Below are 15,611 nucleotides of genomic sequence, written 5' to 3' on the forward strand. Positions count from 1 at the left end.
AGACACCATAAGGGCATGATTATTTTAGTCATCAAAGGTTACATGTGACCATTAAAAAACAATAAAAAAACACATGAAAAACAAAGAAAAATTTGATGTAATCGGGATCGGTATCGGACCTTTTAATCTTGGCCTGGCAGCCCTTTTAGACCCCGTAGACGAGCTTTCTTCTGTATTTTTTGACCAGTCGGACGGATTTGACTGGCACCCGGGCCTCATGTTGAGCCATGTAACCCTGCAGGTCCCCTTCCTGGCCGACCTGGTCACTATGGCCGACCCGACGAGTAAATACAGCTTTCTCAACTTCGTAAAAGAAAGCGGGCGGCTCTACAAATTCTTTATACGTGAAAACTTTTATGTCCTCCGGAAAGAATACAATGCCTATTGTAAATGGGTGGTTTCCAAACTGCCCAACTGTAAGTTTTCTCATAAAGTGGTTGCCGTAGAGCACCGCGATGGGCTGTATGCGGTTACCGTATTAGATACCAGGACGGCACAGGCCTCTGTTTATTATACGGAAAAACTGGTTCTGGGAACCGGAACCTCACCACATATCCCGGATTTTATCGATAAGGACATCTTGCCAAAGGTGATCCATGCGTCCCGGTATTTACATTTCAAACCGGATATTCTGGAGAGCAGTTCTGTGAGTATCATAGGTTCCGGACAGAGTGCAGCAGAAATATTTCAGGATATTCTGCCCGCAACAGAAAACGGACTGCAACTCAACTGGTTTACCCGTTCTGCCCGTTTCTTCCCTATGGAATATTCCAAACTTACCCTGGAACTTACTTCCCCGGAATACGTGGACTACTTCTACAACATGCCTTATGAGCAACGGAAGCAACTATTAGCCCGTCAGAATGCACTTTACAAAGGGATCAATTACGACCTTATCAATGAGATCTTCGATACCCTGTATGAAATGAGCGTGGAAAGTACACCCCTCAATGTGGAATTGCGTTCCAATATGCAATTAGATAAAGTCGCCGCCACTGCTAACGGGTCCTATGATCTGTATTTCACACAAACGGAACTACAGCAGGTATATCGCTGTCAGAGCGATTTTGTGATCCTGGCTACCGGATACACCTATAAAGAACCGGATTTCTTAGAGGGAATTGGACACAGGATAGACCGGATGCGTAACGGTTTGTTCAATGTGCGGCGCAACTATACCATAGACAAGGACGGAAAGGACATCTTTGTTCAGAATGCCGAGTTGCATACCCACGGTTTTGTGACCCCTGACCTGGGCATGGGCGCTTATCGCAATTCCTGGATTATTAATCAACTGGCAGGCCGGGAAGTTTACAAGATTGAAAAACGTATTGCTTTCCAGCAATTTGGCATAGCGGAGGAAAGGGACCGTTTTTCCCGGAAGGAAGAGACCATGGCAATCGAAGCGACGAAATAGTACTGCAGCAACCCAAAAAACAGATGACCATGACCACTACTAAAGATATATTAACGCAACATATAGATGCAAAGGCCTGGAAAAGAGTTAATACTGACCTTCTGGCCAAGAGCCTCGCAGAATTGATGCACGAGGAGATTATTGTTCCCGAGGTCGTATCGAGGGAAGAGGACGGGCTGACGCACTTCCGGCTAAGGACAGACCATGAGCATATACACTATACCTTTTCTGCTTATCCGAGGTTCCTGGACTACTGGCATATCGAAAAGCAGTATATCCGCAAATGGGAGAACGGGAGGGAACTAACTGTGGTAGACGTGCTCGATTTCTTTGTAGAACTACAACATACTTTTGGCATCGATCCGTTTACACTGGCCCATTATATCGAAGAGATGTTAAATACGCTATATGCCGATGCCCGTATACGTACCAGGGGAAAACTCAGTGCAGACAGCCTGGCAGCAGCAGACTACCAGACGGTAGAGCATCAGATGGACGGGCATCCCTGGGTGATCGTAAACAAAGGGCGTATTGGTTTTGATTATACCGACCACGCCACTTACGCACCGGAAATGGACAAACAGTTCAAACTTTTCTGGCTGGCTGCCCACAAGAACAGGGCAAAGTTCTTTGCCCTGGAGAACATAAATATGAGGGGTTTCTACACAGACGAGCTGGGAGAAGAAAAAGTGCTCGGCTTTGAGAAAAAATTGAAAGACCTGGGGCTTGACCCGGAAGACTATATTTTTCTGCCTGTACACGAATGGCAGCTGAACAATAAGATAGTTTTTCAGTTTCAGCAGGATCTGGCCATGCAGTTCCTGGTTTTCCTTGGTGCCGGCGATAACCTGTACGCCCCTCAGCAGAGCATCAGAACGCTTTTTAATATGAGCGATCCTTCTAAGCATTACGTAAAGACCGCAGTTTCTATTTTAAGCACCGGTAATATCCGGGGACTGTCGCCCCGGCAGATGGCCAACGCTCCCGGTGTGACCAAATGGGTAAAGGGTTTGTTAGACCATGACCCTTATCTTCAGCGTACGGGTGTGATCCTTTTGGGAGAAGTGGCTACGGTGGCCTACCATCATCCTCAATACAGCGCTATTAAAGACAGCCCCTATCAATATAAGGAAATGCTGGGAGTCTTATGGCGGGAGAGTGCCGTAAATTACCTGAAACCCGGAGAAAAGCTGATGACCATGGCAGCCCTGCTGTATATAGACGACGAAGGCTGCCCTTTGGTGAAAGCATTGGTACGCAAATCCGGCCTCAGTGTTCAGGACTGGATAGAGGCTTATCTGAAAGCCTACCTGAAGCCGCTGTTGTACATCTATTACCAGCATTCCCTGTGTGTCACACCTCATGGGGAGAACATAGTGCTGGTGATGAGAGACGGCGTGCCGGAAAGAATGGTTATCAAGGACTTTGTAGACGATATTGTCCTCACCGCCGGGGCCCGGGAAAAATTACCGCCCGAATTGGCAGACAGTTTAATACATTCGTCCAATAAAGAAAATGTACCACTGTTTATCCTGTTGGGCGTTTTTGATGCTTTTTTCAGATACCTGTCGGACATTCTGCACAGCTATCTCGGCTATAATGAACAGTTGTTTTGGAATACTGTTGCAGCCACTGTCCACACATATCAACAGGAACACCCTCATCTGGCAGAGCGTTTTGAAAAATACGACCTCTTTGTACCAGAGTTCAAGCGCTTTTATATCAACAGTTCAAAACTGCGCTCCCAAGGCTATGCCGAAAGGACAGGTTTTGTAATCCCGAAGAAAGGAGGGAAGCTGGCCAATCCGCTTTACCTGGTCAAACAAAAGGAAACCTCCCTGGCCGATGGATAGGTATAAACCTGATAAGACGCTGAATATAAAAGCTATTGCCTTGCGGGCACAGCCATATCTTCACCTGTTTGTACAGGCTGTCCTGGGCCGGGAGAAGAAATTCACCTCCGGGAGCATTAACCGTTCTATCGTATTGCTCGCCGTGCCCATGGTGCTGGAACTGGTTATGGAATCTTTGTTTGTTTGTGCAAGCCTGTTCTTTGTGAGCAAGCTCGGGGCCAACGCTGTTTCTATCGTAGGAGCTACGGAGTCGGTCATCACCTTTTCTTATTCGGTTTCCATAGGTCTCAGTATTGCAGCTTCGGCCGTGATCTCCAGGAGAGTAGGAGAGCAGAAGTTTAAGGAAGCCGGGCTTACTGCAATGCAGGTCATATATCTGGCGATGGGGCTGGCTTTGGTCATAAGCCTGCTGGGTTTTATCTGGAGCGGCGAGATATTGGGGCTCATAGGCCTATCTTCTGACATGGTAACGGAAGGGCTTGTGTATGCCAGGGTGATGTTTGCCTGTACGGGTTTTATTATTCTTCGCATTGCGATAAACGGTATTTTTCGCGGGGCAGGCAGCGCCTCTACGGCTATGCGTACCCTGTGGCTGTCTAATGCCCTGAACATACTGTTGTGTCCTGTTCTCATTTTCGGCTGGGGCCCTGTACCGGCTTTAGGTCTTTTGGGAGTGGGCCTCGCTACGGGAATAGCCCGTATGGTCGGCGTTTGTTATCAGGGGTGGTACCTGGCAAAAGGCAAAACCGTAATGCATATAAGCAAGGCACAGCTGGCTTTTCATTACGGCATATTTAAAAAAGTGTCCAGGCTGGCCTTTGGCGGTACGGTACAATATATCATTCCGGCTTCGAGCTGGCTGTTTATGATAAAGATCATCTCGTATTTCGGTGGGAATGCCCTGGCAGGCTACATTATAGCCCAGCGCGTGGCTTCCATAGCCACCATGCCTGCCTGGGGCATAGGAAATGCCGCCGGGATACTGACCGGGCAAAACCTGGGAGCCAACCAGGCAGATCGTGCGGAAAGATCGGTGTGGAAGGCGGGGGTGATGAATATGGGTTTCCTGGTGGTGGTGGCAATTTGCTGGATTTTCCTGGCCGGTCCGGTAGTTAGGATATTTTCTGATGTGCCTGAAATCATCGGGCATAGTACCACCTATATCCATTTTATTTCCATAGCCTATGTGCTGCTGGGATATACCATGGTCATTTCGAGGGCGCTGAATGCCGCCGGAGAAGTGATAGTCGTGACCCTGCTTTATATTCTCATGTTTTATGTAACCCAGCTCCCCCTTTCTTATGTGCTGGGAATTGCCTTTGACCTGGGAGTTAACGGCGTCTTTGCGGGGATACTGATTTCCGAGATTGTCCTGGCCGTAGCATGTATCCTGGTCTTTCGCCGGGGAAAGTGGAAGCATACAAAAGTTTAAAAAAGTTCAATTAATTAAAATAACAGAAAGATGAATTCGACAGAACAATTACACCAGGTATTCGCAAAAGCCTTCGAAGTACCTGTTGAAACAGTAACCGACCAACTGGAATACCAGGGGATAGCCGAGTGGGATTCCATGAGCCACCTGGTCCTCGTTAGCGAACTGGAAAGTTCTTATGGTATCTCTATCGATATGGAAGATGTACTGGAGATGGGCAGTGTGGAAAAAGTAAAGGGAATACTTCAAAAGTACGGGGTTGAGATCAATTAGGAAAAGCCTATGGAACTTTATGACCTGATAAAGAAAAACGACAGACTGGCCTTTGTAGATGCCCGTACAGGAGTTACCAAGCCTGTCGGGGAAATGCACCGGTCCCTGGATATTGACGATTTACGGTCTTTGGTTTTTATCTATAACGACAACCAGTTGCCAGCTGTAGAGACCCTGTTGAATTTTTACAGGGGGAAACATGTAGTGGCGTTGCTGGGTGCAGGCCTGCACCCCCACTTTAAGCAAAGCCTGGAAGAAAAATACGGGCCCCGTTATATTTACGACCCTTTGCGTTCACATATAGAAGGATACAGCACCGTAAATGTGTCGGATACCGTGGTGCTATTTGAGCGCCGCCAAAGAGCAGATTACCCTATTCACCCGGATATCAAGCTCCTGATGAGCACTTCCGGAACCACAGGGTCTCCGAAATTTGTCAGGCTTTCCGATAATAATCTCGTGCAGAATGCCAGGGCTATTATGGAATATATGCCTATTCAAACGAACGATGTGGTGCCGCTGAACGTACCGCTCAATTTTGTATATGGCTTATCCATCTTTACAACAAATTGTATAAAGGCCAGGACGATTGTCTGTACGGATAAAGACGCTTTTCAAAAAGAATTCTGGTCAGATTTTAAAGAATACGGTTATTCCACCCTGGGAGGGGTGCCCTATTTCTACGAAATGCTGCACCGTATAGGCTTCTTTAAAAAAGATCACCCTTCATTGCGATACCTCACCCACACCGGGGGCATGCTGAACCATAAGCTGATTGAGGTAATTGCCGAATACACCGGAAAATTCGGTAAGCAGTTCATTGCACAATACGGGCAGACCGAGGCCGGAGGGAGAATGGCCTTTTTACCACCGGAAGACTTACAACGGAAAGGAGGCTCTATCGGTTTCCCGGTAAAGAACGGAAAGTTTGAGATCGATGAAGAGACTTCCGAACTCATCTATTATGGTTCCAATGTTTTTGGAGGTTATGCCAACAGCAGTGCCGACCTGCAATTTTTTGAGCAGCAAAACAAGTTGTATACGGGCGATATGGCCAGGAAAGACGACGACGGTTATTATTATATCACGGGACGGATAAAGCGGATCGTAAAATTGTTCGGTATCCGTCTCAATCTCGACGAAACGGAGCTCCTTCTCAAGGATGCCATGGGAGGCCAGACCTTTATCTGTACAGGGATCAGTGATAAATACCTGGCCGTGGTATACACGGATAAAAATATAAAAAGAGAAGCTGTTACAGAAGTGTTGAAGGAAAAACTCAATCTCCATGCAAGCACCTTAAAAGTAAGTTATATGGAAGAGGTGCCGTTAACGCCCAACGGAAAAGTGAACTACCCGGTAATCAAAGAATGGCTCGAGTCGGGGAGCCTTGTATCATAAACCCTGAAGAATACGATGAACTTAACCTCAGTAAAACCATTTTTTAATTTTTATAACCTATAAGAATAAATATGAGACATTTTTTTACATCGTATGTAACCGTGTTATTTTTCCTGTGTGGTATGTTGTCATATGCCCAGCAAACAACAACAGTCAGAGGTAAAGTTTTGGACGCAGGGAGCAGGCCCGTAGAAGGAGCTTCAGTACAGTTAGCAGGAACTGCAAGAGGCACGAGTACTTCCGCTTCGGGACAATACCGGATCACTGGTGTCAGGCAGGGAGAATACACGCTTCGTATTACTGCCGTAGGATTTGCACCCACAGAAAAAAGGATCGTTGTAAAGGGGGAAACACTTGTAGTACCGGACCTGGAACTTGTAGAAAAGGCAGAGGAATTAATAGGAGTAACAGTGTCGTCATTCCGGGCAAATAAATTTGCGGAAAAACAAAGCCAGACCGTGGCAAAGATGCCGTTGAAAGACCTGGAAAATCCACAGGTTTATTCCTCTATCCCCAATGAGTTACTGACCGAACAGATCACCACCGATTTTGGTAATGTGCTTAAAAACAGCCCCGGGGTATACAAGGTACAGGGAAACAGGAATATCAATACCGATGGCGGTTCTTTTTACACGATCCGTGGTTTCAGGACGGGATTAGGTCTGGTAGATGGTGTATTGGGAGAGACCAATGCCGAATACGACCCGGCAAACGTGGAAAAGGTGGAAGTCCTGAAAGGCCCTTCCGGCACTTTATATGGCGGACAGGTCACTTCATTTGGAGGATTGGTTAACATCATCACTAAAAAACCCTTAGATACTTTTGGAGGAGAAGTTACCTATACCGGGGGAAGTAATGACCTGAACCGCGTTGCAGCGGATATTTACGGTCCGGTCAATAAAAGGGGAAATCTACTGTTCAGGGTAAATACGGCATACCAATATCAGAACAGTTTTCAGGATGCCGGGTTTAAAAGGACCTTTTTTGTAGCTCCCGTGGTGGAATACCGGGCTAATGAACGCCTGAATATAAAACTGAATACCAGCTTTTATCATGGCGAGAGTACCAGCCCTTCCGTATTGTTCCTGTCCCGTACCCGTCCGTTTATCGCTACAAGGCCCGAAGAGTTGCATTTTGACTGGGAACGCTCTTATACCAGTAATGATATCACTATGGAAAACCCCACTACGAATTTAAAGGGTGAGGTAAACTATAAAATATCGGATACATGGAACTCGCAGACCATTGTCGCATATAACGACAGAAGGTCGAAAGGGTTTTATCAGTATCAATTTATCCGTAAGGCTACAGACGATACTTTAGAGCGCAACATTGTTAAAATGAATACTATAAACACCTCTACTAATATACAACAGAATTTCACAGGCGATTTCAGGATTGCGGGGCTTAGGAACAGGCTTGTCGTCGGGTTCGATTACCTGGATCAGACCGTTAAGAACGACAATTCACCCTACATAGTTTTCGATTATGTCAATGGGGTAATGCCGGGTGATAATTACAACGATTTGACCCGTGCTGCTGTGGAAGCAAGACTCGCCGAAAGTGAGGGCCCCCGGACAGAGAACCGCAGTTCTAATGGTATGGCTGGCATTTATGCTTCCAATATGCTCAATATGACGGATGATTTAATGGCCATGTTCAGTTTACGCGTGGACCGTTTCTGGAACGATACCTATAACCAAACCGCACTCTCTCCGAAATTCGGACTGGTCTACCAGGTTGTTAAGGATAAAGTTTCCCTTTTCGGGAATTATATGAATGGCTTTTTGAACGTAAGCCCTGTATCCCAGCCGCTCCCGGATATTTCGGGAATTTTTGAGCCCCAGCATGCCAACCAGGCCGAAGGCGGGGTAAAAATGAACCTGTTTAATAACAAGCTGGCCCTTACGGCCAGTTATTACTATATCAAAGTTGAGAACATGACCTACAGGGATGGTCTCGTCAGGGACGGTCAGGAATATAGTGTAACGGTCCAGGACGGGACTCAGCATAGTAAAGGTGTGGAACTGGAAGTCATAGCAAACCCGGTCGAAGGACTGAATATCATAGCCGGATACAGCTATAATGACAGCGAACTCACCAAGGGCGTCCCTGCTTTAGTCAACAGGAGGCCCGCTTCCGCCGGTCCGGCCAACTTGGTCAATGCCTGGGTGAGTTATGTATTGCCCAAAGGAAAATTAAAAGGATTGGGAGTGGGTGCCGGAGGAAATTATGTAGGGAAACACCTCACCTCAAACTCTGCGGTGACGGGTGTATTTACACTGCCCGCCTATACATTGGTCAATGCTACGGCATTTTATGATACCAGTCATTATCGCCTGGGCATAAAAGTGGATAACCTGGCCAATGAGCGTTATTTTGTCGGACAAGGCGTGATAGCTCCGCAAATGCGCAGGAATTTTGCGGCAAACCTCGTCATTAAGTTTTGATGCAAGGCAAATGTATCATTAAAAAATATGCCGGATAATGGCTTTCAAAAGAATGGAACATCGGGATAAGAGAATTTTAGCATTGGATGTTATAAAAGGGATGAGTGTTATTGGAATGGTTATTATACATACCTTGCTTACTTATGCCGATGTTTCAGTACAATCAGGATCAATAGCAGGAAAATTTGTTGTGTTTCTGGGAAGGGGGACTTCCGTTTTTTTAGTTTGTATGGGGATCACTTTTATGACCTCTCGTCATCAAAGCCTGATAAGTGCTTTAAAACGGGGGTGCCTGCTTTTGGGAATTGCCTTGCTGATGAACTTTATGAAGTTCATAATTCCGATATGGTTTCATTTTGCTCCGGATAACTTTATCCAGCGATACGGATGGGACGCTCCGATACGGATGCAATATATTTATCTGGTTTTGCTGGGAGATATTTTACAGTTGGCTGGCATGTCTCTGTTGGTAATAGGGTTTATCAGGAAGTTTGTAAAAAACAAATATGCAATTCTGTTCATCGGATTGTCGGTAGCGGCCTTGTCTAGAGAACTTAGCGGGATCAACACTAATATTCCGGTTTTGAATTATGTTCTGGACATGCTCTTTAGTAACGACTTTCCGGCGTTCGTATATTTTCCTGTTTTTCCATGGATGTCATTTATAATTTTTGGAATGTACTTTGGCAAATGGTATATGGAGGCAAACGGTGACAAAAAAAGCCTGTTTAAACATATACTTTTGGTAGGAGTACTGTTTATAGCTATTGGAACTCCCCTTGTATTTTTGTATGAAGAATACAACTACAATGATTTTTATCATATGGGCCCCGGCGGGGTGATCTATTTTGGAGGATGGACATTGGTCTTTCTGTGGGTTATCCACAAACTGTTTTTAAAGAGCGAGAATAATGTGTTTATCCGGATCGTACAATATTGTAGCAGGAATCTTACGTCTATGTATGTTATACAATGGGTTTTAATATCCTGGGGCAAAGGAATTTTTGGTTATCGTCAAAACCAAACATCAACGGTGTTCCTATTAATTATATTCTTTATTATACTTACATTTCTAGTGCAGTTTCTTATAGATTTTCTCAGAGGGGAAAAGCGGGGTTTACAAATGATAAAAAGAACGATATGATCACCACATCTAGCAAACCCGTTCTTTAAATATAGAAGTTTACGTTAAATCAATACCTTATGTGATTACAACTGCTTTTGGGATTCCTTTTCTTTATTATTACCTTTGTTAGGCAATGCAGAAAAAAATCAAATCCAACTACCGGAATCAGATCTTAAAGACTTTGACGGAGTTTACTTCCCTGAAAAAGTTCTTCAAGACCATATCTCCTCCATAATATTTGTCATAATCCATCTTCCGGGAAAACAGTTTCGTTACTCTATTTTTTTACAAATCAAAAGTATTACCTGTATTATGACATTTGTTATCTACAATCCCAATCAGAAACTTTCCGACGACCAAAAAGAAGAAGTCGCCGGTTTTTTATACACTCAACTCGAAAAATACGGGGATGAAAAAGCGGATATTCTCGCCGCGATAAATTTTGCCATGAGGGATGTTATCCCGTCTATGGGAGGTTTTGTGCTGGTGGCTAAGGAAAATAAAGAGATTGTTGCGGTTACGGTAGTGAACAGTACCGGGATGAAAGGTTACATCCCCGAAAACATACTGGTATACATCGCCACACACAAAGACAGTAGGGGAAAGGGTATCGGAAAAGAACTGATGCAGAAAGCGATGGAGCTTGCCGATGGCAGTATTGCTCTTCATGTAGAGCCAGATAATCCTGCGAGACATCTTTACGAAAAACTGGGATTTGTGAATAAATACCTCGAAATGCGCTTCACCAAAAAATAGGGCATGAGCTTTATTGATATTGTTATTTTCGTTGCCTACATCATAGGAGTGATGATTGTGGGGTGGTATTACTATCTCAAAAATGAAAATAATGAAGACTATTACGTTGGCGGACGTAATATGAGCAGTACCCATGTAGGACTTTCGGTGGTAGCCACAGATGTAGGTGGGGGGTTTTCCATCGGCCTGGGAGGTCTGGGGTTTGTAATGGGGATATCCGGCTCATGGATGCTCTTTACCGGCCTGGTGGGAGCATGGCTGGCAGCAGTATTTCTCATTCCGAAAGTGATAAAAATGGGGCACCTGTACAAACTGCTGACCTTCCCCCAGTTATTAAAGCGGTTCTATGGTAAAAATGTAGCTTTACTGGCCGGGTTGATCTCTTTCGTAGGTTATCTCGGTTTTACCTCCTCGCAACTTTTGGCGGGGGCCAAGCTGGCTACCGGAACATTTCCGGCTTTAAGCATGGAGAATGCGCTTATAACTATGGGCGCGGTTGCCGTGGCCTATACTGTGGCCGGAGGTATAAAAGCAGTTATTTATACCGATACTTTTCAATGGATGCTCCTTATGGGAGGGCTGATATGTATAGGAATACCCATGGCCTGCATAAAACTGGGAGGGATATCCGCGATACGCGAAAGTTTACCGGACGCGTTTTTCAGTTTTTCCAACCTGAGCTGGGTCCAGTTTGTCAATTGGCTGGTAACTATTGTACCGATCTGGTTTATAGGGATGACCCTGTACCAACGGATATTTTCCTGTAAAGATGAACAGACAGCCAAAAAAGCCTGGTATATTGCCGGTTTGTTCGAGTATCCTGTAATGGCATTTATGGGAGTATTGCTCGGTCTCTTTGCACGGGTAGCGGCAGATGCGGGAATGTTCGCCGCATTCGATTATGCTACGGGAGAAGCCATGGCAGAAAGCGATCCGGAAATGGGCTTGCCGCTGCTTTTGCGTTCCATTTTGCCCGTAGGGCTGACAGGGTTGATGATGTCTGCCTATTTTTCGGCAATAATGTCCACGGCAGACAGTTGCCTGATGGCAGCTTCGGGAAATTTCGTCACCGATATCCTGGGACTGAAAAGTACCGACAGGAAAGCGATCCGGATATCGCAGGTTACCACTCTTGTCATTGGTGTCCTTGCTATCCTTATTGCGTCGCAGATGCAAAATGTACTTACCCTGATGCTGAAATCTTATGCCTTTATGGTGTCGGGGCTTTTTGTTCCGGTTCTCGGAATGTTGTTTGCGCGAAACCCAAAACCTTCCGCTGCCCTTGTTTCCATGCTGGTAGGTGGGGGCAGTACGCTGATTTTTAGTATATTTACTTTTCCTGTCCCTTTTGGTTTTGATCCGATCATTATAGTGATTTTATCCTCCGGGTTGGTGTTCCTGGCAATTAACCGTGCATAAAATATGGCATATCTCAAATTAAATACACGTGCTCTGAAACATAATTACCTGTTCCTGAAAAATCTTTTCGGAAGCCATAAAAAAGACTGGGGGGTAGTTACCAAACTGTTGTGCGGTAACAAGCTTTTCCTGAAAGAAGTTATAGGACTTCATCCCGACTGTATCTTCGATTCCCGCCTCAGCAACCTGGCCATGGTGAAAAAAATCAGCCTGGAAATTAAGACCGGATATATAAAACCACCGCCAACACGCAGTATAGAAGAGTTGATAGAAGTAGCGGATATAAGTTTCAATACCCAGTTTGAAACCATAGAGATGATAAACCGTTATGCAGAAAAGGCAGGTAAAGTCCACCAGATCGTTATAATGATAGAAATGGGCGACCTTCGCGAAGGAGTGATGAGAGAGAATTTCGTAGATTTTTATGCGAGAGTGTTCGAGTTGAAGGCGGTGGAGGTAATGGGGATCGGTGCCAACCTGAATTGCCTGAACGGTATTATGCCCTCACATGACAAACTCATCCAGTTGAGCCTGTATGAACAGATCATAGAGGCCAAGTTCAATAAAAAAATTCCTTGGGTATCGCTGGGAACTTCGGTGACCTTGCCCCTGTTACTGAAAAACCTCGTGCCGGAGGGCGTTAATCACTTCCGGATTGGGGAAACCCTGTTTTTCGGTAACGATTTGTTTGAGGATTCTCCCATGGAAGGCATGAAACAGGATGTTTTTATGTTGTATGCGGAAGTGCTGGAAGTCATGGAAAAACCGATCAATCCCACCGGGTATGTGGGTTCCAATGTAGCCGGGGAAATTCCGATTTTTGAGATAGAAGATTATTCGGAGACCAGTATACGGATTTTAGTAGACATCGGTATACTCGACATCGAAATAAAAAATATAAAACCTCTTTATGAAGAATATCGTCTCGAAGGGGGAAGCTCCGATATGATAGTTCTGGATGTAGGTAAAAACAACCACAACATCAGGGTAGGCGATATGATCCCCTTTCACATTAATTACATGGGGGCTTTGCGCCTTCTCAATTCGAAATATATAGAAAAGCGTCTGGGGTAACCAGCGGTACAAATCCCGGAATTTTAGCCCGTTGTGCATTTGGAATGGCATTTCCCAACATGCACAACGGGTTAATTTTACGGAGCGGGTACTCCTTCACCATTTTGCTCTTCTATGAAGTCGAGGGAAAATACCGATGTTACTTTCCACAACTCTACAATCTCATCGGTTGCCATCCGCATTTGAGGGGAGATCACTTTTTTGTCATTGACGAGATGCAAAAAGCCGGGAAGGGCCGGATCGGATTCCACCCGGTTGATAAAAATTCCCTTGACCTTACTTATCAGCACGTAAATATGTCCGCTGATAATAGAATTTATATTTTTCACGTATTCTCCTACCACAAAGTCCCCGTCCTCCAGCTTCGGGGACATGCCGGAACCGACCATCTGGAAGGCCCGGAGATTTTTTCCCGAAATAAACGGGAAGTCAAATCTCGGAAGCGAATTGATGAAAAGCGGGTCTTTCAGGTTGGCAACATACGGATAATATACTTCCCTGGGGACCACAAGAAAGCCCCTTTTGGTATTGGGCTCCGAAAGAGAAAGCGCTTTTTGGCTGAAAAACAGCTTGTTTATATCCAGGCGGTAATTATAACATGCAGTGAGTACTTTTTTATAATCCAGGGTATTCCTCTTTTTCCAGGTGGAAAGCGTATTGGGTTTTATACCGAGGATATCCGAAAGTTCAACATCGGTCCGGATTCCGATGTGCTCCTTGAGCCTTTGTAACAAAGCCGTAGTCTCCGTGAGGATCTTTGCGCTATTTTCTGGCATTAAAACAGTATTCATGGGGTAGAAGTTTGGTTAACTGCCATTCACAGGAATGTATAAATAATCCGTGAAATGACGTATGTCAGTTGTTTGGTACTTGGAAACGTACAGTAAGTAAGGGGCAATTCAAAGATAACTATTTTTTGCTATTTGTCTGTCCGGTTGTTATATACCACTTCGGTTACTCTTGAGATAGACACATTTTTTACCGTAATCTATGATCGCTCTGGCCTTTTTCAGGATGTCTGCTCCGATAATGCCGTGTACGGGCAGAGAGTCGTGTTGTATCAGCGCTTCGTTGACATGAGAGAGGTTGAACAGAACAAGTTTTACCTTGTCCCTGTTCCACGGGCCTATAGAAAGAGTGTTCCGTTTGGACATCCGTGTATCCATGTTGTTAGCCCCCGCCCCGGCAGCTTTTACCTGCGAATCTTCCGTGTTTAAGTTAAAATGTTCGGCACAATCCACTCCTACACAGGTGCTGGACGCTCCGGTATCCAGTATAAAGCGCCCTTCGATACCATTTATTTTGGCCTGTATCTCAAAATGGTTCGTATTGGTTAATACCAGTGGAATCTTAACGAACCCTTTTTCGCCGAGGAAAGTCTTTAAACTTTTCATATGCTGTTTTTCAATTTAAAGTACGGGGCGATTTATCAAACTTTTTCCGTTTCCCTTTCTGTTACCGGGACCGGTCTTTTTAAAAATATGTGCAAAGATAGCTTTAATGTTTTTATTTTTGCCCCATGATGGTAACGGATACACATACACATTTATATAGTGAAGCTTATGACGAGGATCGGCATGAGATGATACAACGGGCCCTCGATGCGGATATTAAACATTTTTTTGTGCCTGCCATAGACTCTTCATATACGGAGCGAATGCTGCAACTGGAAAAGGATTACCCCGATCATGTTTTCCTGATGGCAGGACTGCATCCTACGCATGTAAAGGAGAACTATAAGGAAGAACTGGCGCATGTAGAGCAAATGCTGGATACGCATAAGTTTTATGCGGTAGGGGAAATAGGAATAGACCTTTATTGGGATAAAAATCACCTTCATTGGCAACAGGAAGCTTTTCGGTATCAGATAAGGCTCGCCAAAAAATACGGAATACCCATTGTTATTCATTGCCGGGAAGCCTTTGATGAGGTCTTCGCCATTCTGGAAGAAGAAAAGGGAGAGGACCTGTTCGGGATTTTTCATTGCTTTACCGGTAACAGAGAACAGGCCGAACGTGCCGTATCTTATAATATGAAACTGGGCATCGGTGGGGTAGTAACCTTTAAAAACGGAAAAATAGACCGTTTTCTGAATGAGATGGATATCAGTAATATCGTCCTGGAAACAGATGCCCCTTACCTGGCCCCCGTACCTTATCGCGGCAAACGTAACGAAAGTGCATATATTATTAACGTTCTGCGGAAACTGAGCAATATCTACGGGCTTTCCGAAGAAGAGGTCGCGGAAATAACGACAAAAAACGCAAATGAGGTTTTCGGGGTCTGAAAAAGAAGAGTGTCGGAAAGCCTGATACATAAAATTTTAAATATCTCACCGACGGTAAAGTCAATTAATTTTTGTTCATTTGCCCGATGTGCTTAAATTTGTTACGAGGTCCCGAACAGTTGT

The 15,611-nt window shown here is 45.0% G+C and carries 13 protein-coding genes; 11 read left to right on the top strand and 2 right to left on the bottom strand.

Going from position 1 to position 15,611, the window contains the following annotated elements; all coding sequences use genetic code 11:
* Nucleotides 1-73 precede the first annotated feature (73 nt).
* The 10 genes from ED312_RS03125 to ED312_RS03170 all read left to right on the top strand — a co-directional run bounded on the left by ED312_RS03125 (nucleotide 74) and on the right by ED312_RS03170 (nucleotide 13,201).
* The gene (locus tag ED312_RS03125) at nucleotides 74-1,417 is read left to right on the top strand and encodes a lysine N(6)-hydroxylase/L-ornithine N(5)-oxygenase family protein (RefSeq protein ID WP_123214548.1); all 1,344 of its coding nucleotides are present in this window, start codon (nucleotides 74-76) and stop codon (nucleotides 1,415-1,417) included.
* Nucleotides 1,418-1,446: 29 nt separating this feature from the next.
* A complete protein-coding gene (locus ED312_RS03130) occupies nucleotides 1,447-3,270 on the top strand; it encodes an IucA/IucC family protein (protein WP_123214549.1) in 1,824 nt (607 codons plus the stop codon).
* Nucleotides 3,263-4,702, top strand: coding sequence for an MATE family efflux transporter (locus ED312_RS03135; RefSeq protein ID WP_123214550.1), 1,440 nt, complete (start codon nucleotides 3,263-3,265; stop codon nucleotides 4,700-4,702). Before ED312_RS03130 ends, ED312_RS03135 begins: the two co-directional genes overlap by 8 nt.
* 30 nt (nucleotides 4,703-4,732) lie before the next feature.
* Nucleotides 4,733-4,975: an acyl carrier protein gene (locus ED312_RS03140; protein ID WP_123214551.1), complete on the top strand. Its 243-nt coding sequence runs from the start codon at nucleotides 4,733-4,735 to the stop codon at nucleotides 4,973-4,975.
* Between the two features lie 9 nt (nucleotides 4,976-4,984).
* Complete coding sequence (locus tag ED312_RS03145; protein ID WP_123214552.1) at nucleotides 4,985-6,376, top strand: AMP-binding protein; 1,392 nt, start codon at nucleotides 4,985-4,987, stop codon at nucleotides 6,374-6,376.
* 71 nt (nucleotides 6,377-6,447) lie between these two features.
* Complete coding sequence (locus ED312_RS03150; RefSeq protein WP_123214553.1) at nucleotides 6,448-8,826, top strand: TonB-dependent receptor; 2,379 nt, start codon at nucleotides 6,448-6,450, stop codon at nucleotides 8,824-8,826.
* Nucleotides 8,827-8,863: 37 nt separating this feature from the next.
* On the top strand, nucleotides 8,864-9,970 hold the full coding sequence (locus ED312_RS03155) for a heparan-alpha-glucosaminide N-acetyltransferase domain-containing protein (RefSeq protein WP_123214554.1): 1,107 nt from the start codon (nucleotides 8,864-8,866) through the stop codon (nucleotides 9,968-9,970).
* Between the two features lie 294 nt (nucleotides 9,971-10,264).
* Complete coding sequence (locus ED312_RS03160) at nucleotides 10,265-10,708, top strand: GNAT family N-acetyltransferase (RefSeq protein ID WP_123214555.1); 444 nt, start codon at nucleotides 10,265-10,267, stop codon at nucleotides 10,706-10,708.
* A gap of 3 nt (nucleotides 10,709-10,711) precedes the next feature.
* Nucleotides 10,712-12,127, top strand: a complete 1,416-nt coding sequence (locus ED312_RS03165) for a sodium:solute symporter family protein (protein WP_123214556.1) — start codon at nucleotides 10,712-10,714, stop codon at nucleotides 12,125-12,127.
* Between the two features lie 3 nt (nucleotides 12,128-12,130).
* Nucleotides 12,131-13,201, top strand: a complete 1,071-nt coding sequence (locus ED312_RS03170) for an alanine racemase (protein WP_123214557.1) — start codon at nucleotides 12,131-12,133, stop codon at nucleotides 13,199-13,201.
* A gap of 77 nt (nucleotides 13,202-13,278) precedes the next feature.
* Here the strand turns inward: ED312_RS03170 and ED312_RS03175 are convergent, their stop codons facing one another.
* Nucleotides 13,279-13,992 (bottom strand): LexA family transcriptional regulator, encoded by a 714-nt coding sequence (locus ED312_RS03175; protein WP_123214558.1) that lies wholly within the window; start codon nucleotides 13,990-13,992, stop codon nucleotides 13,279-13,281.
* Between the two features lie 147 nt (nucleotides 13,993-14,139).
* The gene (locus ED312_RS03180; RefSeq protein WP_123214559.1) at nucleotides 14,140-14,595 is read right to left on the bottom strand and encodes a retropepsin-like aspartic protease family protein; all 456 of its coding nucleotides are present in this window, start codon (nucleotides 14,593-14,595) and stop codon (nucleotides 14,140-14,142) included.
* Between the two features lie 125 nt (nucleotides 14,596-14,720).
* On the opposite strand from ED312_RS03180, the gene ED312_RS03185 reads away from it, so the two are divergent.
* Nucleotides 14,721-15,488, top strand: coding sequence for a TatD family hydrolase (locus ED312_RS03185; RefSeq protein ID WP_123214560.1), 768 nt, complete (start codon nucleotides 14,721-14,723; stop codon nucleotides 15,486-15,488).
* Nucleotides 15,489-15,611 lie beyond the last annotated feature (123 nt).

Origin of the sequence: Sinomicrobium pectinilyticum, assembly GCF_003725735.1 — a bacterium.
Taxonomy (GTDB): Bacteria; Bacteroidota; Bacteroidia; order Flavobacteriales; family Flavobacteriaceae; genus Sinomicrobium; species Sinomicrobium pectinilyticum.

Coding starts and splice junctions, on each gene's coding strand:
- ED312_RS03165 (WP_123214556.1), top strand. CDS start 10,712: ATGAGCTTTATTGATATTGTTATTTTCGTTGCCTACATCATAGGAGTG.
- ED312_RS03125 (WP_123214548.1), top strand. CDS start 74: ATGAAAAACAAAGAAAAATTTGATGTAATCGGGATCGGTATCGGACCT.
- ED312_RS03160 (WP_123214555.1), top strand. CDS start 10,265: ATGACATTTGTTATCTACAATCCCAATCAGAAACTTTCCGACGACCAA.
- ED312_RS03135 (WP_123214550.1), top strand. CDS start 3,263: ATGGATAGGTATAAACCTGATAAGACGCTGAATATAAAAGCTATTGCC.
- ED312_RS03175 (WP_123214558.1), bottom strand. CDS start 13,992: ATGAATACTGTTTTAATGCCAGAAAATAGCGCAAAGATCCTCACGGAG.
- ED312_RS03170 (WP_123214557.1), top strand. CDS start 12,131: ATGGCATATCTCAAATTAAATACACGTGCTCTGAAACATAATTACCTG.
- ED312_RS03145 (WP_123214552.1), top strand. CDS start 4,985: ATGGAACTTTATGACCTGATAAAGAAAAACGACAGACTGGCCTTTGTA.
- ED312_RS03185 (WP_123214560.1), top strand. CDS start 14,721: ATGATGGTAACGGATACACATACACATTTATATAGTGAAGCTTATGAC.
- ED312_RS03150 (WP_123214553.1), top strand. CDS start 6,448: ATGAGACATTTTTTTACATCGTATGTAACCGTGTTATTTTTCCTGTGT.
- ED312_RS03140 (WP_123214551.1), top strand. CDS start 4,733: ATGAATTCGACAGAACAATTACACCAGGTATTCGCAAAAGCCTTCGAA.
- ED312_RS03180 (WP_123214559.1), bottom strand. CDS start 14,595: ATGAAAAGTTTAAAGACTTTCCTCGGCGAAAAAGGGTTCGTTAAGATT.
- ED312_RS03155 (WP_123214554.1), top strand. CDS start 8,864: ATGGCTTTCAAAAGAATGGAACATCGGGATAAGAGAATTTTAGCATTG.
- ED312_RS03130 (WP_123214549.1), top strand. CDS start 1,447: ATGACCACTACTAAAGATATATTAACGCAACATATAGATGCAAAGGCC.